Source organism: Nocardia sp. NPDC019323, assembly GCF_044389845.1.
Lineage (GTDB): Bacteria > Actinomycetota > Actinomycetes > Mycobacteriales > Mycobacteriaceae > Nocardia > Nocardia implantans.
This window is the reverse complement of record NZ_JBIRYN010000003.1, coordinates 39,011-56,879: the sequence shown is the minus strand read 5'-3', so window position 1 is coordinate 56,879 and position 17,869 is coordinate 39,011. Positions and strand designations below refer to the sequence as shown.

Sequence of the window (17,869 nt, the reverse complement as noted above, 5' to 3'; positions counted from 1 at the left end):
TCGCTAGAATCTCCGATCGACTGGGAAGGGGGCCGCATGGACGCGGTTATCAAGGAGGTCGCCGAGGAGGGCAAGCGGCTGATCGACCGGGCCTGGCTCGGCGAACTCAGCCGCGACCAGGCGGTGCACATGTTCGTCCAGGTCGGCGACGGCATGGTGCGCTACGAGACGGCGCTGACCATCATCGACGACGGTGTGCAGCGGCTGTCCGCCAACGCCAGACGGCTGCGCATCCTGCGCTGGTGCGCGGTGCTGGAATTTCCCGTGTTCGGCGCGTTCGCCGTACTGGCGGTGCTGGTAGGGGATCTCGTCACCGCCGCGCTGGCGATGCTGTTCCTGCTGATCCTGCAGATCATCCACCGCACGATGGTGCCGCATCCCATGGCGGTTCCCCGCCACCCCCGCGGCTAGCCCGTCGCGGTCGGCACTCGCGCGGTGCGGCGGTGATTAGTGTGCTTCTCATGGCTCACACGACCGACGCACATCCGCACGAACCGCACGGCGACGGCTTCGCGTCCAGGCTCAACTGGCTGCGCGCGGGTGTGCTCGGCGCGAACGACGGCATCGTGTCCACCGCGGGTCTGGTCGTCGGCGTCGCGGCGGCGACGACCGACACACCGGCCTTGTTCACCGCCGGCATCGCGGGTCTGTCGGCAGGAGCGATTTCCATGGCGGTGGGCGAATACGTCTCGGTGAGCACGCAGCGCGATTCCGAGCGGGCCCTGCTGGCCAAAGAGCGCAGGGAGTTGCGCGACGAGCCGGATTACGAGCTGATCGAGCTCACGGGGATCTACCAGGCCAAGGGACTGACGCCGGAAACGGCGCGCAAGGTCGCCGAAGAACTCACCGCGCACGACGCGTTCACCGCGCACGCGGAGGCGGAATTGGGCCTCGATCCCACCGAGTTGACCAACCCATGGCAAGCGGCGTTGTCCTCGGCGGTGGCCTTCACACTCGGCGCCATGCTGCCGTTGCTCGCCATCCTGCTGCCGCCGGTCACCGCGCGCATCCCGGTGACGTTCGCCGCCGTGCTGGCCGCGCTGGCGCTCACCGGGTCGGTCAGCGCCGGGCTCGGCGGGAGTTCCCGTGGCCGGGCGGTGGTGCGGGTGGTGCTGGGCGGCGCGCTGGCGATGGGCGTCACCTACGGCATCGGGCAGCTCGCCGGCGTCGCCGGAATCTGACCGAGGCCGAACGCGAACACGCCGGTGCCGGGGGAAGGCCATCGTCCTTCCCCCGGCACCGGCGTGCGGTGTGCGGTCAGTGCTTGAAAGCGTCCCGCAGTTTGTCGGCGGCGCGTTTCAGATTGCCGCGGGCCTGCTCCCGCCGCCCCTCGGCCTCCAGCCGGGAGTTACCGGTCGCTCGGCCGAGGAATTTCTTCACGCTGCCCCTGCTCGCTTGCACTCGGTGCGCGAGGCGATCGTCGAACTTCGTGAGGAATTCCTAGTAATACCAGCGGCGGCCACCCACCGGACGGCCCACCGAACCGGCCACGAGCAGCACTAGCCCGATGATCAGCACGATGATGCCCGCGGTGGTGAGCAGCCCGATACCGAGCAGCCAGCCCAGGACCAAGAGGATGAGGCCGAGAATGATCATTGTCGTATTCCTTTTCTTCTCAATTATTTCGCGGTCACGGGTTTCGAGGTCGATACCGTGGCGCCGCGATCGGTGCGAGCAGTACCCGAACCGCGTGTGCCCAACCACCGCCGCCAAGCCGGCTCCTGCGGAGCCCGCTCCACCGGTGCGGCGGTGCCTGCCTTCAGATCACGCCGCACCGCCGCCATCTCGCGGCGGGACTGTGCGAGTTCACGACGCGCCACCACGCCGCGACGGGTGACCCGCCAGGCGCCGGACAGGACTAGGGCCAGTCCGAGCATCCCGATCGCACCGAGCGTGACGCCGTAGCCGAACAGCGCTCCGGTGGAACCGTGGAAGTGGTAGTCGAATACCGCGAAATCGCTCGTCAGTTGCTGAGCGGAGCCGGTGTTACCGACGACCGCGGCAACTCCGATGATCACGGCCGCGATCAAGGCGATGAGCCCGATGATGATGATCATGGCAATCCCTGTTGCGTCGAGTCGTTTGACAACTCCGCAATTCCCGGGGTCCCAGCGATCAAACGGGACAAAAAGGAAAGTTTGAGCGAGGGAAATCCGTCTATGCGATTCCCATGACGTACACGGTTACTTTGCACAACGTCACCCGCGAGTCCGCGTCTGCGATCGAATCGTCGCTGCGTGGCGTCAACGGTATCGATTCGGTCGACATCGACGTGGCCTCGGAACGCGCGCTCGTGAACTCGACCACGCTCACCTACGGTGAGGTCCTCGACGCGATCCGGCAGACCGGAGCCGCCGCCTCCTGATCGGGCCGGCAGGGCCGGAGGACCAACACCGGCCCGTCTCGGCGGGCGCGGGCTCCCTTCGATCCGGTGCGGGATGATGGCCGGGTGACGGATGTGTTCGACTCCGACTTCGCCCGCAACCCGTGGCCCACGCTCGAGCGGCTGCGTGTCGAAGGCGGCGTGCACCGCGTTCACACGCCCGACGGACCACCGGCCTGGCTGGTGACCCGCTACCGCGACGTGCGGGCGGGTCTGCTGGACGAGCGGCTGTCCACCCGAGACCGGTATGCGAAGGGGGACGACTACCGCGGTTTCCCGGTGCCGCCGCCCCTTGACCTGATGCTCAGCGCCGCCCCGGACGACCACGCACGGCTGCGCAGCCTGATCACCGCCGAGCTGTCGCCACGCCGACTGGCCGAGTGGACCGACCGCGCTCCCCGGCTGGTGAATTCCGTACTGCGGGACGGTATTCAGGGCGAGACCGTCGATCTGGTCGAACGACTCGCGGTGCCGCTTCCCGCAGCCGTACTCGCGGAACTGCTCGGCCTCGACGGCCCCACCGCCGAACGCCTGCGCGGCTGGGCGAATTCGACCTTGCTGCCCTCGGCATCGCCACCGCGCGCCCGCGACACGCTCGCCGCCATGCTCGCGATCATGGCGGAGGCCACCGCGCAGGCGCAGCGCGCCGACACGGTGCTCGGCCGCTGGGTGGCCGCGCACCTTTCCGCCGGGTCTCCGACCGGCGCCGAGCTGACCGGACTGCTGTTCTACCTGCTGTTCGTCTGGTACGAAGTGCTCGCCGACCTGATCGCCGGTTCTGTGCTCACCTTGCTCGGCCGTCCGGATCAGCGGCAGGCGTGGCAGGCCATGGGCGACAAGCGATCCGCCGTGGACGAGATGCTGCGTTACCTTTCCCCGCAGGTGCTGGCCGGACCGCGTTTCGCGACCACCGACCTGGTCGTGGGCGCGACGACGATCCCCGCCGGGCAGACGGTGCTGCTGTGCCTGGCCTCGGCCAACCATGATCCCGAAATCTTCCACCGCCCCGCCGAAGTGGACCTCGCCAGGGAGCGTGGCGACCAGCTCGCCCTCGGGTACGGCATGCACGCCTGCTTGGGCAATGCGCTGGTGCACACCGTCACCGCGGCCGCTCTCGATCACGTGCTCACCCGGTGGCCGGACGCGGCGCTCGCGGTGGACGAACGAGAGATCGTCTGGCGCTCCGGTTTCCGCCATCGTGGACCGGTGACGCTGCCGGTGAGACTCCGATGAGATGGGGCGAGCGACGATGATCGCCCCACCTGCTACCGCTCTCGAATACCGGGCCTCTCGTGATCGCGACCCCGTCCGGGGCGATCACACCGGCATGCGCCGACGGAGCAGGGACGAGTATGATCTACGCCACACACCCTGTCAACCACAGGAGACACGCTGACATGGGGGAGGACTTACACCCGTTCACACGGGCTCTCAACACGCTCATCAACGGAATGCACCCGCCCACAGGCAAAGACGGGCGACCCCAGGAGATCACCCACCGGGCGCTCGCCGAGGACATCCACCGCACCACCGGGGCGCGCCTGTCCGCCAACTACCTCTGGAAGCTGCGCACCGGGCAGGCGGTGAACCCGTCCTACGAGACGCTGGAGGTGTTCCGCGGTTACTTCGGTCTCGACAGCCTGGACCCGTTCACCGACCCGCGGCTGGCGGCGGCGCGCGGCAGCGAATTGGCGTTGATCAACGCGCTCAAGGGAAATGCCGAACACGAGGTGCTCGAGCTGGTGCTGCGCGACGGGCTGCGGCAGGGTACGGTGCGCGCTGAATCGGTGCTGGCGATGCTGGAAGTCCTGCGGCGCATCGAGAACGAGCACAACGAGTGAGCGATGCGGATCGCGGCTTGGAGCAAGGACGGAGGTGACCAGCCGGTGCTGGATCGTCGCTGGCTGCGCCGGGAGCTGCGCGCCTTGGGGCTGCCCGGCCGGTTCACCGTCGGCGAGCTGGCCGAGGCGGTCGCCGGGCGTCGCGCGCGGCCGCTGCGGCTTCGCCCGGAGAACTTCCCGGTCACCGGGCTCACCGGCGGCCTGCTGGTCACCGACGCGATCGATTTCATCGCCTACCAACGCAACACCTCGAAGGTGCATCAGGACCACATCGTCTGTCACGAGCTCGGCCACCTGCTCGCCGGGCACCGCACCGTCGACGTCCGCGGCGTGGAAGCGGTGCGGCTGCTCGCGCCGAACATCGATCCCGCGGTCGTGCGGCGCATGCTGGGGCGCACCAGCTACGCGCAGCCACAGGAGCGCGAAGCCGAGCACATCGCGAACATGCTGATGACCCACCACATCACGCAGTGGACGGCGCGGGAGGAGTGGGTGCTGCCCGATTCCGCGCCGGTCACCGCACGCAGGCTGCTGGACGCGCTGGGGCCGGGCCGGGACTGAGCATGTGGTTCGCGCTGGTGTACGGCGGCGTCGGCGTCCTCGCCTTCGCGGCGTTCCTGTGGCGAACCGGTCTGGCCCTGCGTAACCCGGGTAGTCCGGCTCGCTGGGCGGTCGCGTTCGCCGTCCTGGCGGCGGGCATCGGGTTCGAAGCGGCCGTGCCGCGGATCTACACCTGGATCGATGACGTCTCCGGCGTGCCCAATCTGGCGTCGCTGGTGGTGTACGGGGCCATCGCGAGCGCGGTGCTCGCCCAGGTGGTCTGGACCGGCTTCATGGTGGCCGACCGGGAACCGGACGCCCGCGCGGCGCGGCGCGTGCTGGTCCTGCCGGTGCTCGTGCCCCTGGTGCTCGCGGCACTGTTCGCGGCGGCGCCGGCGCGCGACGAGAGTCATCCCACCGACTTCGACCACCATTACGCGAAAGTGCCGCTGGCAGTGGCCTTTCTCGGCGTCTACCTCGCGGTCTATTCGGCGGCGCTGGTCCGCATCATCGTGCTGTGCCGCCGCTGGATGGGCGAGGTCGACCGGATCTGGTTGCGCCGCGGCCTACGGTTGCTCGCGCTCGGCAGCACCGTCGCGCTGGGCTACAGCGCGGGCAAGGTGATCGCGATCGCCGCGGCCTGGGCCGGGATCGATCTGCGCCGCCTCAACACCGACATCGCGCCCGCGTTCGCCAGCCTGGGCGCCGCCGTCATGCTGCTCGGCTACCTGTGCCCCTCGCTGGCGCCATGGCTGCTGGACGCCACCGCTGGGCTGCGCGCGCTGCCGCGGCTGCGCCCGTTGTGGCTGGCCCTGCGCGAAGTGGACCCGGAACTGGCGCATCCGCCGGATCGGCACGGCGCGGCGGCACGAGACCGCCTGTACCGCCGGGTGATCGAGATCCGGGACTGGCTGTTGCGGTTGCAGCCGCACCTGTCCGCCGAGGCCGAAGCGATCGCCGAACGACTGGCCGGCGAACTGGCGATCCCGGCGCGCGACAGGGCCGCCGCGATCGAGGCCGCTCGCATCGCCGCGGCGCTGCGAGCGCACCGGCGCGGTCTGCCGCCCACCGGCGAGGATCAGTCGTTCCGCGAACCGAGCCGACCCACGCTGGCCGCCGAGCTGGCATGGCTGGTCGCGGTCGCCGCCCACTTCCACCGGGGGCCATTGGTTTCCGCGACATTGGCCGAGCTGCAGAACACCGGCGATCCGACCGTCCCGCGCTGAGTCAGTACGGGCGGCTGGGCACGCGCGTGCGCCGGATGGGCACCACCGTCCACCAGGTGACGCAGCGCCACACCCATTCCAGCGGTCCGTATTCGAACAACCGCAGCCATACCGCGCTGCACACCGCCTGCATCGCGATGATTCCGACCGCCAACCCGAGAACCGCCGCGTAGCTGCCGGAGCCGGACAGGCCGAGACGCGGCGCGGCGAGCAGGATCGCGGCGGTGGCGCCGACGTAGTTGGTCAAAGCCAGACGGCCCAGCGGCCGCAACACCTCCGCCAGCACCTCGCCCGGCTCGATGCGCAGCAACAGCAGCAGCCCGGTGACATAGGCCAGCGCACCCAGCAGACCCGCGACGGCGAGAGACGGGATGGACCACTGTTCCAGATACGGAGTGCGGTATTCCCACCTGCCCGCCACTATCGCGGCGGGCAGGGCGAGGGCGAAGACCGCGGCGATCTGCCAGCCCCGCTCGTCGAGGGTGTCGACGATCCCGGCACGGGCGGTGGCCAGTCCGAGCAGGAACAACCCCGGTGTGAGGGCCAGCCCGCCGCCGAGAGCGAGCGCGACGCCGAAGGTCACTGCCAAGCCCGCCAGCAGCACCGCCCAGTTCGGCAGCGCCGAGGCGGGCAGCAGAATCGCCAACCCGGCCAGCGCGTACGGCAGCAGGGCCTCGCCCGGCTGGAACTGCTGATGCACCAGGCCGATCACTCCGAGCGCGAGCAAGCGGCGGATCAGCACCAACCGTGGCCGCTCGCCGCGCTGCGCCGCGCTGTCGAGCAGCAAGGCGAAGCCGATCCCGAACAGGAACGCGAAGATCGGGAGGAACCGCCCCTCGAACACCACCGACAGCACGTGCCGGACCGGCAGCACCACGCCCGATTCGTCGGTCGCCGGGATGCCGGTGATCCGCCAGATGTTCACCACCAGCATGCCGCACAGCGCGAACCCACGAACCACGTCGAGTTCGGGGATGCGTAGCGGACCCGCGTCGTGGTGCATGGATCTCACGGTAACCAGCGTCGGCGCGGGAGCCGGGATCTCCGCCGAGATGTCGCCCACATTGATTAACGCACTAACTATTCATGCGCTAATTTGGAGTCCGGACAAGGAGGTGCCGATGGAGACCGAGATCGAGGACCCGCTGCGCTTGGACCGGCAGGTGTGCTTCGCGCTGGCCGTGGCCAATCGTGCGGTGCTGGCCGTCTACCGTCCGCTGCTCGAGCCGCTCGGGCTCACCCACCCGCAGTATCTGGTGATGCTCGCGCTGTGGGGCGAGGCGCCGATGTCGGTGAAAGCGATCGCCGAGGCCATCCAGCTGGACTCTCCCACGTTGTCCCCGCTGCTCAAGCGCCTCGAAGCCGCCGGGCTGATCAGCCGCGAACGCGACAGCCGGGACGAACGCAACCTGGTGGTGAACCTGACCCCGGCCGGAGCCGAACTGCGCGCGAAGGCCGAGCGGATACCGCCCGCCGTCGTGCAACGCCTCGGCGTGACCCTGGAAGACCTCGAGCAGTTGCGCGAAGTACTCACCCGGGTGAACGAGGCGGCCCGCCGGTCGGTGCTCGCCGAGCCCGATCCCCCGTCCCCCCACCGAGGAGCCCGGTCATGACCCGAGAGCGACGACGGCCCGGACCGATCCAGTGGATCGGCTACGCCTTCGGCCGCCGCCTGCCCGATTCGATGCGCGAGTGGGTGCGCGACGACCTCACCGGCAGGTTCGCCGCCACCCGGCACGTGCTGCGCGGCATGGTGCCGTTCACACCGCTGTTCGCGGCGTTCCTGCTGTTCCCCGGCGAATTATGGCTGCGCGGCGCGATGGTCCTGCTCGCGTTGCTGCTGGCCCTGTTCTACACCGTCGCCTTCATGCCGATGAACCGCGCGCACCGGCTGGCGAAGCACGGCCTGCCCGCCGATCTGGAGAACTCGCGGCGTGCCCAGCGCCGGGCCGTGGAACGAGCCAGGTACGCGGCTCAGCACCCGCACTGAGCGGCACGTCCACGGAACCCGCCGCTACGACCACCTGGGCGCCTAGGGGCTGGCGGCGAGGCCGACGAAGGCCGCGAAGACGGCCAGATGGACGCCGCCTTGCAGCAGCGTCGCCCGTCCCGGAACAATCGTCAGGCCGCCCACCACGACGGTCAGGGCCAACAGCACCATCTGGGTCGCGCCCAGGCCGAGCACCAGCGGGCCGTCCAGCCAGATGCTGGCCACGGCGATCGCCGGAATGGTGAGGCCGATGCTCGCCATGGCCGAACCCAGCGCCAGATTGAGACCGATCTGCACTTGGTCGCGGCGCGCGGCCCGCACCGCGGCGATCGTCTCGGGCAGCAGCACCAGCAGCGCGATCACCACGCCCACCGCCGATTGCGGCAGACCCGCGGACTGGACCGCCGATTCGACGGCGGGCGAGACCACCTTCGCCAGCCCCACCACACAGACCAGGGCGACCAGCAGCAGGCCGAGGCTGGTGACGGCGTCGCGCACCGTCGGCGGCTCGACGCCCTCGTCGTCCTCCGCGACGACCCCGTCCGCTTCGACCGGCAGGAAGTCGTCCGGATGACGCACGGTCTGCACCATCACGAACAAGACGTACAACGCGAGCGAGGCCACCGCCGCGAAGGCCAGCTGCGCGGGCGAGAACTCCGGACCGGGCTTGCTCGTGGTGAAGGTCGGCAGCACGAGGCTGAGCGTCGCCAGCGTCGCGACGGTGGCCAGCGCCGCGCCGGTGCCTTCGGCGTTGAACACCGCCACGCGCCTGCGCAGGGCCCCCACCAGAAGGCAGAGACCGAAGATGCCGTTGCAGGTGATCATCGCCGCGGCGAACACCGTGTCGCGCGCCAGGGTCGCGGTCTTGTCGCCGCCCTGGGTCATCAAGGTGAGGATGAGCGCGACCTCGATAACGGTCACCGCGACGGCCAGCACCAGCGAGCCGAACGGTTCACCGACGCGGCGCGCCACCACTTCCGCGTGGTGCACCGCCGAGAGCACCGCCCCGATCAGCGCCACCGCCACGATCATCACCGCGACCCCGGGCAGACTCCGGCCCCAAGTAGCCACGAGAGCGACGACGGCGAGCAACGGTACGAGCACGGTCCAGCGAGCGATCAACACACGGATCATGCCCCCATGATCCCAGCAAATTATCCGCATCCCGGTCAGGTGACCAACAGCCCCGCCTCCGACTCGCTTATCCAGGCACGATGTGCGAAAGCGGGCCACCAGCCCCCAGCGACGAAATCCACTGATGTCTGTTCGATCAGCCCGACGAACCCTGTAGCGCGGTTCGGCCACGACACGCGCACGGTGATCCCGAACACACGAATCCAACGGCGGCCGTTGGACTATCACTCACGTCCTACTCCGCGTGATCGCTCCGCCCCTACCCATGGCCGCGCTCTCCACCCCGAGCGGATCCCGCGAGTGGCACATGGCTGTGTCGAATCGCGAGAGGGCCGCACAGTGGTGCGCCACTCGCGGAGCGGGATGCGTGACCGCCGCTCAGTCGTCGAGATCGATGCGTAGCGTGAGTAGGTCGGTGCCGACCAACCGGACGGCCGCGCTGTTGCCGCGCGGCAAGGAGGCCAGCCGGGCGCGCGAGTCGTCGTCGGGCAGCAGGTGCGCGGTACCGGTGTGCCAGTGTCCGTGCAGGCGCAGCCGGACCCGGTTGTTCGCCTTGATGTTCCGCACGTACTGCGAACGCTCGCCGAACTCGGAGACGAGCCAGAATTCCCGCCCGACCTTTCGCCCACCGATCGGCGTGATCCGTGGCTGCCCGCTGACCCGGCCGGTGGTCTCCAGGAGAGTCTGGCCGGGCAGCGTCCTGAGGATCGGATTGCCCAGTCGGCGCTGGAACGTCGTCACCACCCGATGCTGGATATCGCGCAAGTTCGGCATGCGGCGACCGTAACACCGGGCGCACCCGTCGGCAGGTTGCGCGACACGCGCGATTCGGGCGTTGACCAGCGCACGAATCCGGATGCGACCGGCCGAGGCGCCGATAGGAACCGGAACGCGAACACTCCCCCATCGCGTCGCGCAGTATCGACCCTCCGCCGCATCGGTTCGGGCCGGGCAGGGCACGCGGTGAGCAACCGGACGAGTAGCCGTATGCGGCAACGCCACAATGTGACGCGCGACACGATCGCCCATTCCGGCAATATATCTCGGCACTCTCGACCGTAAGCACGCGCAGCGCTCACTCCCTATGCAGCGGAACCACGCGAGAGCGGCCGCTGCCCGGTCAGGCACATGTTCGCGACGATCGCCCAGTGTTGCGGAAACTATTGCAGCGCAACGTGGTCCGCCCGATAATATCGGGCTGACCCACCGTCATGGGAGAGCTCCAGCGGCCGAAAACCGAAGTTGGGTCGCGAGACAACCCGCGATTCCCGCTGGCCGCCCGGTTGCGCGATCGCGCGCGGGCGAGCCGAGGCGATGTCGTTACCGAAGAACATCCGGCAAGGAATCGACCCCGCGCCGGTCGATAGGTGAGAATTTGGCGGTGCGCACCCAGTTCACTGCCGAGCTCATCGCGTTGACCAACGACCTGACGCAGATGTGCACGCTGGCCCACGACGCCGTCGAGCGCGTCACCGACGCGCTCGTCGACGCCGACCTCACCGCGACCTACGAGGTCTTCGCTCTCGACGAGCAGCTGCAGAAGAGTTACGGCGCGTGCGAGGCGCGCACGGTGGTGCTGCTGGCATTACAAGCGCCGGTGGCCCGCGACCTGCGCCACGTGGTGACCGCGATCCAGATCGCCGGTGAGCTGTCGCGCATCGGATGGCTCGCCAGCCGGGTCGCCGACAAGGTGTATCAGAGTCACCCGGGGCACGTTGCCGAGCAACCCATCCTGGACATCCTGGCCGCGATGGGCAAGCTCGCGGCCGAGCGCACGGCCCTGGCCGGGCGCGCCGTCGCCGGCCAGCACCCGCTGCCGGAGCAGGAGACGCAGGCGGATTCGATGGACACGCTGCACCAGCAGTTGCATGCCGCGCTGCGCGACCCGTCCGCCCAACCGGCCACCGAGGTCGCGATCGATATCGCGCTGCTCGGACACCACCTGGAACGCTGCGCCGATCACACCGCGCGCATCGAGCGGCTCATTCGTTTCCTCGACACCGGGGTGCCCCCGACCGCCCAGCCCGCCGACGACGAGTGAGTCCGCGTTCTACAGTGGAGTCGTGCTGTTCGGCCCGGCGGCGGGGGCTTTGATCTCGGACGGTGGGTTGGCCTCCGAGCTGGAAGCACGCGGCCACGACCTGTCCGGCGCGCTGTGGTCGGCCCGCCTGCTCGTGGACGATCCGGCCGCGATCCGGGCCGTGCACGAAGCCTATTTCCTGGCGGGCGCCGACATCGCGACCACCGCGACCTACCAGGCCTCTTTCGACGGTTTCGCCGCGCGCGGGCTGGCCAGGACGCAGACGGTGCGGCTGTGGCGGCGTGGCGTGGCGCTGGCCTGCGCGGCCCGCGACGCCTGCGCCGGCGATCGGCGCCGATGGGTCGCCGCCTCGATCGGTCCCTACGGCGCCGCGCTGGCGGACGGATCGGAATACCGTGGCCGCTACGGACGCACCGTGGCCGAACTGCGCGCCTGGCATCGGCCGCGCATGGAGGTGCTCGCAGAGGCGGGCGCGGATCTACTGGCCTTGGAGACGATCCCCGACATCGACGAAGCCGAAGCGCTGGTCGACGTGGTGAACGATCTCGGCGTGCCCGCATGGCTGAGCTACACCATCGACGGTACGCGCACCCGGGCCGGGCAACCGCTCACCGACGCCTTCGCGGTGGCCGCGGCCTCGGACTCGATCGTCGCGATCGGGGTGAACTGCTGCGCCCCCGCCGATGTCGCCGCCGCGGTGGAACTCGCCGCGGGCACAGGCAAACCCGTGGTCGCCTACCCGAACAGTGGTGAGGACTGGGACGCGGTGCGCCACCGCTGGAGCGGACCCGCACGGTTCACAACGGGACAAGCCAGCGACTGGTTCGCCCGAGGCGCCCGGATCATCGGCGGATGCTGCCGCGTCGGTCCCGACCGGATCGCCCGCCTGGCAAGGGAACTGAGGGGCAACCCGCCTGAGGCCGAAGCACGGGGCTGATCGCTTCACTTCTCCTCGAGCATGGGGAAACGACCCGAGCCGAGCAGTGCGGCGATCGCGTCCATCTTCGCTTGCGGGGCGGCGTAGTCGGGATGCGCGCGCAGCACCGACGCCGCGTCGTGCAGCCGGATCATCTGCCGTTCGGCCTCGGCCGCGGTGCGTCCGCCCGGGCTGACCGGATGGCGTGTGTACACCGGACGGCTCCCATCGATCCGTCCCAGCGCGAGCGCTTTGTCCACCCGGCGCGAGCAGCGGCAGAACGCCGCCGGATCGACCAGGCCGCAGGTCGCGTTCAGGAAGTTCCCGAGTCGTTTCTTGGCGCGCTCCAACCGCTTCCGGTATGCGGCGGGAGTGATGTCGAGGATCCAGGCGGCCTCGGTGGAGTTCAGCTCGAACACGTCGCCGAGCACGAAGGCGATCCGTTCGTCCCTGGCCAGGCATTGCAGCATGCCCTGACTACAGGTCAGCCGCACCTCGGCGGTCAGCAGCACCGCTTCCGGTCCGCGATAGTCCGCTTCCGACAGTCCGTCGGCCAGCCCGTCCCGGTAGGCGTCCAAACTCAGTTCCGCGGCCTCCTGCGGAGTCTGCCGCCGCAGATTCAGCAGGTGGTTGACGCCGATGCGGTAGGCCCAGGTGAGCAGCTTCGCCTCGGCTCGCCAGGTGTGCAGATGATCGAGGACGCGCACCATGATCTCCTGGGTCGCGTCCTCGGCCTCCGCGGGCCGCCAGACCATGCGCAGCGCCAGCCGGTACAGCGGATCCTGCAACAGGCGCACCACCTGCGCGACGGCGTCCCGGTCGCCCGCGACCGCGCGGGCGACCATGGCCTTCTCCCGCGCCGCGGCCTGCTGCTGTTCGGTGCTCATCCGGCCATCTTTCGGCCCGCGCCGCGGTCGGCGCAAGCACCGCCGGAATCACATCGCGGCCGCTGTCACGCGCGAGCGGCGGCCCCGGCCAGGGCGTGCCGGTCGAGCCACTGCGCGACCGCCCGGCCGATCTCGTCCGGCCGGTCCTCCGGCGCGTGGTGGCCCGCCGGGCCGATCTGCGCGACCTCCGCGCTCGCGAAGGTGCTCGCCGCCCAGTCGATCACCTCCGCCGACCCCAGCCCCACACCGTCCTCCAGCGCCATCAGCAACTTGGGTACCTCTGGCGTCGCGGCCGCCCAAGCGCCGTAGTCCCGGACCAGGGCCACGACGTCGGCGGGCTCGCCGTCCAGCGGGAACTCTCGCGGCCACACCAGCAGCGGCTTGCGCGAGGACGGCGTCGGATACGGCGCCCGGTACACGTCGTGATCCTCCGGCGACAGGTCCGCGACGCCCTTCGGCAGGTTGAACTCGATGAACATGTTCTCCTCCAGAATCATCCGCTCCCCTTCCGCGGAGCGGAACTTCCGGAACAACTCGGCGCCGAGCGGAGGCAGCTCGTCGAAGCGCATCGGCCGCAGGAACGTCTCGATCAGCGCGATGCCGCGCACGCGACCTGGATGCCGAGCGGCCCAGTCCATGCCGAGCGCGCCGCCCCAGTCGTGCCCCACCAGCACCACCCGGTCCAGTCCGAGCGCATCGAACCAGGCATCGAGGTAGGCGGCGTGATCGGTGAAACGGTAGGCGCTGTCGGGCTTCCCCGACTCCCCCATGCCGATCAGGTCCGGCGCCAGCACCCGGGTCCGGTCGGCGACGTGCGGAATCACGTTGCGCCACAGATGCGAGGAGGTCGGATTGCCGTGCAGGAACACGACGGGGATCTCGCCCGCACCGCTGTCGCGGTAGTGGATGAACGAATCGATGACGTCGACGGTAGGCATGATGTGGTCCTTTCGGGTCCGGCTTTTCGCCTGCACCCGTTTGGACACACGAAAACCGCCGCCTGTGACCGGGGACGAAGTGAGCATCGTCACAGGCCATCGAACCGCTCGGCGCGGGACCGGCGAACCTGGGGCACATCCGTACTCATGCAGTAGTTGCATGGCCGAAACTGAAGATCGGCTGAGAAATTTTCCGGACCGTCCGAACGAACTTGCCAACTCGCGAGGCGGCTATCTACTGTCTTGGTACGTAGAATCAAGCGGGATCGAGACGGAGCGGATGCGTGCTGGAACCGGAGGACGGCTTCCCTGGTCACCGGCGCCCGCCGGACATCGATCACCCCTGATCATCACGAGCGTGCCCGGAGCAGGCGCGGCTCGACACCTCGGGACCTCCCCCTCATCAGCCCCGTGGTGTCGTCCCAGTGCGGCCTTCGGAGTGGACAACCATCCGCACAACCGCGCGGCTCCACCGGCCTGCTCGTGATAAACCGCCCCCGAATCGGCGCCGGCACGGCGATTCGGGGGCGGCCCCGTTCTCGGGCCTCGCCGCCGGGCTGCGAGGTTCGCTGTGCCGAATCTCATACGCGCCGTTCGGTTGTGCGAACCTCGCCACTGGATACCTTGACGCCGGTTACAGTTCCAAGTGGATGCGGCGTTAGGAAGTTCGATGAAGTCCACAGTGCAACGGCTGGCTCTGATCGGCGTCATGGTGGCGACTTCCCTCGGACTGGTCTCCTGCACCACCGTTCCGCCCGGCGATTCCGCGGCCTCCGGCTGCGGTTCCGGCGGGCGAGCCTGCGCCGACGCGCCTGCCCCGATTCCCTCGCGCGACGCGCTCGCGCTGCTGAACTCGCTGCGCGTGGCCGACCGCGCGCCCAAAACCGGTTACAGCCGCGATGAATTCGGACCGCCCTGGTCGGACAACGTCTCGGTGCCCGGCGGCAACAACGGCTGCGACACCCGCAACGACATCCTTCAGCGCGATATGACCGACGTGACGTTCAAGTCGGGCAAGTGCATTGTCGCGACCGGAAGGCTGGCCGACCCCTACACCGGCAAGACCATCGACTTCAAGCGCGGCACGAAGTCCTCCGACGACGTGCAGATCGACCACGTCGTGGCGCTGTCGGACGCCTGGCAGAAAGGCGCGCAGAAACTCTCCGCCGAACGCCGCCGCGACCTGGCCAACGACCCGATGAACCTGCAAGCCGTCGACGGCCCGACCAACCAGTCCAAGAGCGACTCCGACGCGGCCGAATGGCTGCCGCCGAGCAATGGCTACCACTGCGCCTACGTGACCAGGCAGATCCAGGTGAAAACGGCCTACCAGCTCTGGGTCACCCCGGCCGAGAAGGACGCCATGGCAAGGATTCTCGCCGCCTGCCCCTAGGGAAACTCGATCACCACCTTCCCGAACGGATTCCCGGCGCGGAAGTACCGGTAGGCCGCTTCGGCTTCCTCGAAGGCGAACACGCGGTCGATGACGGGGCGCATCCGGTGGGCGATGATCGCTCGGTTCATCGCCTCGAAATGCGTCCGGCTGCCCACCGCGATGCGGCGGATGGACAGATACGACGTCCCGAACGGGCTGCCCGCGGGCGGGTCGGCGGCGGGCATCGCGCCGATCATGGTGATCCGCGCGTTGTATCCGCCCGACCGCACTGATTTCGCCAGCGTCGGCATGCCCACCGCGTCGAGGACGTGTTCCACCCCGTCGCCGCCGGTGCGGTCGAGCACGGCAAGCTCCCAGTCCGGCGTCCGGCTGCGATCGATCACCTCGTCGGCGCCGAGCGCGCGTAACCGCTCGGCCTTGCGGGCGCTCGACGTGACCGAGATGACGTCGGCGCCAATTATTTTCGCGTGCTGCACGCCGAACAGCGCCACCGATCCACTACCGACGGTCAACACGGTCTCACCCGGCCGCGCCGGCAGCGGCGTACTCAGCGCCGCCCACGCCACCACCCCCGCGCAGGTGAGCGTGGCCGCCTCCACGTCGGTGAGGTGGCCGGGCACGTGCACCACCGAATCCTCCTCCAGCACCGCGTAAGTGGCGAGCATGCCGGGATACGTCGCGCCGTACTGCTCGAGGACGTGCGCTCGGCGCTGCGGGCCGTCGATCCAGCGGACGAAGTAGGTGGCGGTCACCCGGTCGCCCACCGCGGCGCGCGTCACTTTCTCGCCGACGGCGATCACCTCGCCGACGCCGTCGCTGAGCGGGACGACGCCAGGCGTCGCGGGCAGCGGGTAGGTCCCGTCCAGCAACATCAGATCGCGACGATTCAGGGACGCCGCCCGCACCCGGATCACCACTTGACGTGGGCCGGGCACCGGCATCTCCTGCGGTGCGGCCGTCAGCGCGCCCGCCCCGCGCGAGGGGTCGAGATGGTAGGCGACGGCCGTCATCAGGCGACGCCGATGTACTGGTGGTCCCACCGGATCCGGCCCGCGTCGTCGAGCGCGATGACGTCGTATCCGCCGCCGACTACCGCCCCGTCGGCCTTCGTCACCATATGCCAGGTCAGGCCGATCAGGTTCACCGAGAGGCGGATCGCGGGCCCCTCGGGGACGAAAATGTGGTCACCAGGGGCGACGAACTCCTCGTAGGCGCGATCGACGCGCCGGTCCAGCGCTTCGTAACCGCGGATCTCCACGGTCGGGATCGGGAAGGACAACCGGGCCAGCGCCTCCCGCATCGCCTGCGGCGGATCCACCAGCACCTGGGCGCCGTCCTCGGCCCACAGCTGCCGGACGCGCTCGTGCCTGGCCTCGGCGTCCGGCTCGTTCCACAGCGCGATGTAGCGTTCGGCGAATCGGGACAGTTCCTGCTCATCGAGTGTCTTGCTCATGCGGCGAAGTCTTGCCGTCCTTCGACGCCTGTGCGATTCCCCGCAAGGTATGGCGAGCCCGCCGCCCGACGCCCGATACTGCTGCCATGACGACGGCGGCCGAGTCCACCGGGTTCGCCCGGCAGCTCAAGCATTGGCGCACGCTGCGCCGGGTCAGCCAGCTGGATCTCGCGATCCGCGCCGACACCACTCAGCGTCATCTGAGCTTTCTGGAACAGGGCCGCTCGCGCCCCGGACGCACCATGGTGTTGCGACTGGCCGAATCACTGGAGCTGTCGCTGCGTGAGCGCAACGGACTGCTGCTCGCCGCGGGTTACGCGCCGGTCTTCCCCGAATCGGCGCTGGACACCGAGGCATTGGCGCCGGTGCTGGCGGCGTTGCGGGCGATCCTGGACGGCCACCTGCCCTACCCGGCGCTGGTGGTCCGGCCGCACGGTGTGCTGCTCGCGGCCAATGCGGCATTCGGCGTGCTCACCGAGGGCGCAGCCCCGTGGCTGCTGGAACCGCCGGTCAACGTGCTGCGGCTGGCGCTGCACCCGGACGGCCTGGCCGCCCGCGTGGTCAACCTGCCGGAATGGGGACGGCATGTCACCGAGGCGCTGCGCAACCGGATGGCCCGCAGCCCCGATCCCGTCTTGGACGAGCTCATAGACGAACTGGAGACCTATCTGCCGCAAGCCGAGCCGGGTCCGGACCATCTGGGTTTCGCGGTGCCGCTGCGGCTGCGCAGCGCCGACGGGGAGTTGCGCCTGATCACCACGCTCACCTCGTTCGCCACCGCGGTGGACGTGACGCTCGCCGAGCTGCAACTGGAGGCGTTCCTGCCCGGCGACGAGCAGACCGCGCGGATCTTGCGCGACCGCGCGACGCGCTACTGACCGCTCGCGCTCACCAGTGCCGCCCGCACGGCGACGGACGCACCGGCTCGACGTGCGGGGAGACACGGGCGGCGCGCCGCAGATGCGGTGGCCGATGCCGGTTCCATCAGCGCCGCGAACGACTCCGAATCGGAGTGGGGCCCCGACGATTTCGAAACCACTGTCCGCAAGTCGGCGGCGAGCCGGACAAGAGCTGTCCAGCCGTCGACAGGCCCCGCGGGTGGCGAAACCCGCGGGACCTACCAG

The 17,869-nt window shown here is 69.5% G+C and carries 22 protein-coding genes and 1 pseudogene; 13 read left to right on the top strand and 10 right to left on the bottom strand.

Annotated elements, in window-relative coordinates; translation table 11 throughout:
• Nucleotides 1–36: 36 nt before the first annotated feature.
• Together ACH49X_RS13260 and ACH49X_RS13255 are read left to right on the top strand one after the other, a co-directional pair.
• Nucleotides 37–411 (top strand): hypothetical protein, encoded by a 375-nt coding sequence (locus ACH49X_RS13260; protein ID WP_357104204.1) that lies wholly within the window; start codon nucleotides 37–39, stop codon nucleotides 409–411.
• A gap of 50 nt (nucleotides 412–461) precedes the next feature.
• Nucleotides 462–1,181 carry a VIT family protein gene (locus ACH49X_RS13255; protein ID WP_195077365.1) on the top strand — a complete coding sequence of 240 codons (720 nt, stop codon included), beginning with the start codon at nucleotides 462–464 and terminating at the stop codon, nucleotides 1,179–1,181.
• Nucleotides 1,182–1,257: 76 nt separating this feature from the next.
• On the opposite strand, the pseudogene ACH49X_RS13250 reads toward ACH49X_RS13255, so the two are convergent.
• The 3 genes and pseudogenes from ACH49X_RS13250 to ACH49X_RS13240 form a co-directional block, all read right to left on the bottom strand.
• Nucleotides 1,258–1,407, bottom strand: a pseudogene (locus tag ACH49X_RS13250) (CsbD family protein); the annotation flags it as partial.
• 33 nt (nucleotides 1,408–1,440) lie between these two features.
• Nucleotides 1,441–1,596, bottom strand: a complete 156-nt coding sequence (locus ACH49X_RS13245; protein WP_086006372.1) for a DUF6131 family protein — start codon at nucleotides 1,594–1,596, stop codon at nucleotides 1,441–1,443.
• Between the two features lie 23 nt (nucleotides 1,597–1,619).
• On the bottom strand, nucleotides 1,620–2,057 hold the full coding sequence (locus ACH49X_RS13240; RefSeq protein WP_195077363.1) for a hypothetical protein: 438 nt from the start codon (nucleotides 2,055–2,057) through the stop codon (nucleotides 1,620–1,622).
• A gap of 113 nt (nucleotides 2,058–2,170) precedes the next feature.
• On the opposite strand from ACH49X_RS13240, the gene ACH49X_RS13235 reads away from it, so the two are divergent.
• From ACH49X_RS13235 to ACH49X_RS13215, 5 genes are all read left to right on the top strand, one after another.
• Entirely contained in the window at nucleotides 2,171–2,365 is a 195-nt protein-coding gene (locus ACH49X_RS13235; protein ID WP_067802986.1) for a heavy-metal-associated domain-containing protein, read from the top strand.
• 84 nt (nucleotides 2,366–2,449) lie between these two features.
• Nucleotides 2,450–3,616 carry a cytochrome P450 gene (locus ACH49X_RS13230; protein WP_357204862.1) on the top strand — a complete coding sequence of 389 codons (1,167 nt, stop codon included), beginning with the start codon at nucleotides 2,450–2,452 and terminating at the stop codon, nucleotides 3,614–3,616.
• Nucleotides 3,617–3,834: 218 nt separating this feature from the next.
• The gene (locus ACH49X_RS13225; RefSeq protein ID WP_195077361.1) at nucleotides 3,835–4,224 is read left to right on the top strand and encodes a hypothetical protein; all 390 of its coding nucleotides are present in this window, start codon (nucleotides 3,835–3,837) and stop codon (nucleotides 4,222–4,224) included.
• A 3-nt stretch (nucleotides 4,225–4,227) separates the two neighbouring features.
• Entirely contained in the window at nucleotides 4,228–4,785 is a 558-nt protein-coding gene (locus tag ACH49X_RS13220) for an ImmA/IrrE family metallo-endopeptidase (protein ID WP_195077360.1), read from the top strand.
• A 2-nt stretch (nucleotides 4,786–4,787) separates the two neighbouring features.
• Nucleotides 4,788–5,990, top strand: coding sequence for an MAB_1171c family putative transporter (locus ACH49X_RS13215; protein WP_357204859.1), 1,203 nt, complete (start codon nucleotides 4,788–4,790; stop codon nucleotides 5,988–5,990).
• Between the two features lies 1 nt (nucleotide 5,991).
• On the opposite strand, the gene ACH49X_RS13210 is transcribed toward ACH49X_RS13215, so the two are convergent.
• Nucleotides 5,992–6,993, bottom strand: coding sequence for a DUF418 domain-containing protein (locus ACH49X_RS13210; RefSeq protein ID WP_357204856.1), 1,002 nt, complete (start codon nucleotides 6,991–6,993; stop codon nucleotides 5,992–5,994).
• Between the two features lie 118 nt (nucleotides 6,994–7,111).
• Here ACH49X_RS13210 and ACH49X_RS13205 point away from each other — a divergent pair, with 118 nt between their 5' ends.
• Nucleotides 7,112–7,603, top strand: coding sequence for a MarR family winged helix-turn-helix transcriptional regulator (locus ACH49X_RS13205; protein WP_195077357.1), 492 nt, complete (start codon nucleotides 7,112–7,114; stop codon nucleotides 7,601–7,603).
• Nucleotides 7,600–7,980, top strand: coding sequence for a DUF5313 family protein (locus ACH49X_RS13200; RefSeq protein ID WP_195077356.1), 381 nt, complete (start codon nucleotides 7,600–7,602; stop codon nucleotides 7,978–7,980). The genes ACH49X_RS13205 and ACH49X_RS13200 overlap by 4 nt, the downstream gene beginning before the upstream one ends.
• Nucleotides 7,981–8,022: 42 nt before the next feature.
• Here the strand turns inward: ACH49X_RS13200 and ACH49X_RS13195 are convergent, their stop codons facing one another.
• Together ACH49X_RS13195 and ACH49X_RS13190 are read right to left on the bottom strand one after the other, a co-directional pair.
• A complete protein-coding gene (locus ACH49X_RS13195) occupies nucleotides 8,023–9,114 on the bottom strand; it encodes a calcium:proton antiporter (RefSeq protein ID WP_397069789.1) in 1,092 nt (363 codons plus the stop codon).
• A gap of 378 nt (nucleotides 9,115–9,492) precedes the next feature.
• The gene (locus ACH49X_RS13190; RefSeq protein ID WP_357204853.1) at nucleotides 9,493–9,888 is read right to left on the bottom strand and encodes a nitroreductase/quinone reductase family protein; all 396 of its coding nucleotides are present in this window, start codon (nucleotides 9,886–9,888) and stop codon (nucleotides 9,493–9,495) included.
• 607 nt (nucleotides 9,889–10,495) lie between these two features.
• On the opposite strand from ACH49X_RS13190, the gene ACH49X_RS13185 reads away from it, so the two are divergent.
• Complete coding sequence (locus ACH49X_RS13185) at nucleotides 10,496–11,155, top strand: PhoU domain-containing protein (protein WP_323123948.1); 660 nt, start codon at nucleotides 10,496–10,498, stop codon at nucleotides 11,153–11,155.
• Nucleotides 11,156–11,204: 49 nt separating this feature from the next.
• Nucleotides 11,205–12,092, top strand: a complete 888-nt coding sequence (gene mmuM, locus ACH49X_RS13180; RefSeq protein ID WP_195077889.1) for a homocysteine S-methyltransferase — start codon at nucleotides 11,205–11,207, stop codon at nucleotides 12,090–12,092.
• 5 nt (nucleotides 12,093–12,097) lie between these two features.
• Here mmuM and ACH49X_RS13175 read toward each other — a convergent pair whose 3' ends face one another.
• Both ACH49X_RS13175 and ACH49X_RS13170 read right to left on the bottom strand, forming a co-directional pair.
• Nucleotides 12,098–12,958, bottom strand: coding sequence for an RNA polymerase sigma factor (locus ACH49X_RS13175; RefSeq protein WP_195077353.1), 861 nt, complete (start codon nucleotides 12,956–12,958; stop codon nucleotides 12,098–12,100).
• Between the two features lie 65 nt (nucleotides 12,959–13,023).
• The gene (locus tag ACH49X_RS13170) at nucleotides 13,024–13,983 is read right to left on the bottom strand and encodes a haloalkane dehalogenase (protein WP_195077352.1); all 960 of its coding nucleotides are present in this window, start codon (nucleotides 13,981–13,983) and stop codon (nucleotides 13,024–13,026) included.
• Between the two features lie 583 nt (nucleotides 13,984–14,566).
• Here ACH49X_RS13170 and ACH49X_RS13165 point away from each other — a divergent pair.
• Complete coding sequence (locus tag ACH49X_RS13165; protein ID WP_195077351.1) at nucleotides 14,567–15,289, top strand: HNH endonuclease family protein; 723 nt, start codon at nucleotides 14,567–14,569, stop codon at nucleotides 15,287–15,289.
• On the opposite strand, the gene ACH49X_RS13160 is transcribed toward ACH49X_RS13165, so the two are convergent.
• Together ACH49X_RS13160 and ACH49X_RS13155 are read right to left on the bottom strand one after the other, a co-directional pair.
• Complete coding sequence (locus tag ACH49X_RS13160; RefSeq protein WP_323123950.1) at nucleotides 15,286–16,302, bottom strand: NAD(P)-dependent alcohol dehydrogenase; 1,017 nt, start codon at nucleotides 16,300–16,302, stop codon at nucleotides 15,286–15,288. The genes ACH49X_RS13165 and ACH49X_RS13160 overlap by 4 nt on opposite strands.
• Nucleotides 16,302–16,745: a hypothetical protein gene (locus tag ACH49X_RS13155; protein ID WP_357104178.1), complete on the bottom strand. Its 444-nt coding sequence runs from the start codon at nucleotides 16,743–16,745 to the stop codon at nucleotides 16,302–16,304. The genes ACH49X_RS13160 and ACH49X_RS13155 overlap by 1 nt, the downstream gene beginning before the upstream one ends.
• Before the next feature lie 86 nt (nucleotides 16,746–16,831).
• Between ACH49X_RS13155 and ACH49X_RS13150 the strand changes: the two genes are divergently transcribed.
• A complete protein-coding gene (locus ACH49X_RS13150) occupies nucleotides 16,832–17,623 on the top strand; it encodes a helix-turn-helix transcriptional regulator (protein ID WP_357204849.1) in 792 nt (263 codons plus the stop codon).
• Nucleotides 17,624–17,869 lie beyond the last annotated feature (246 nt).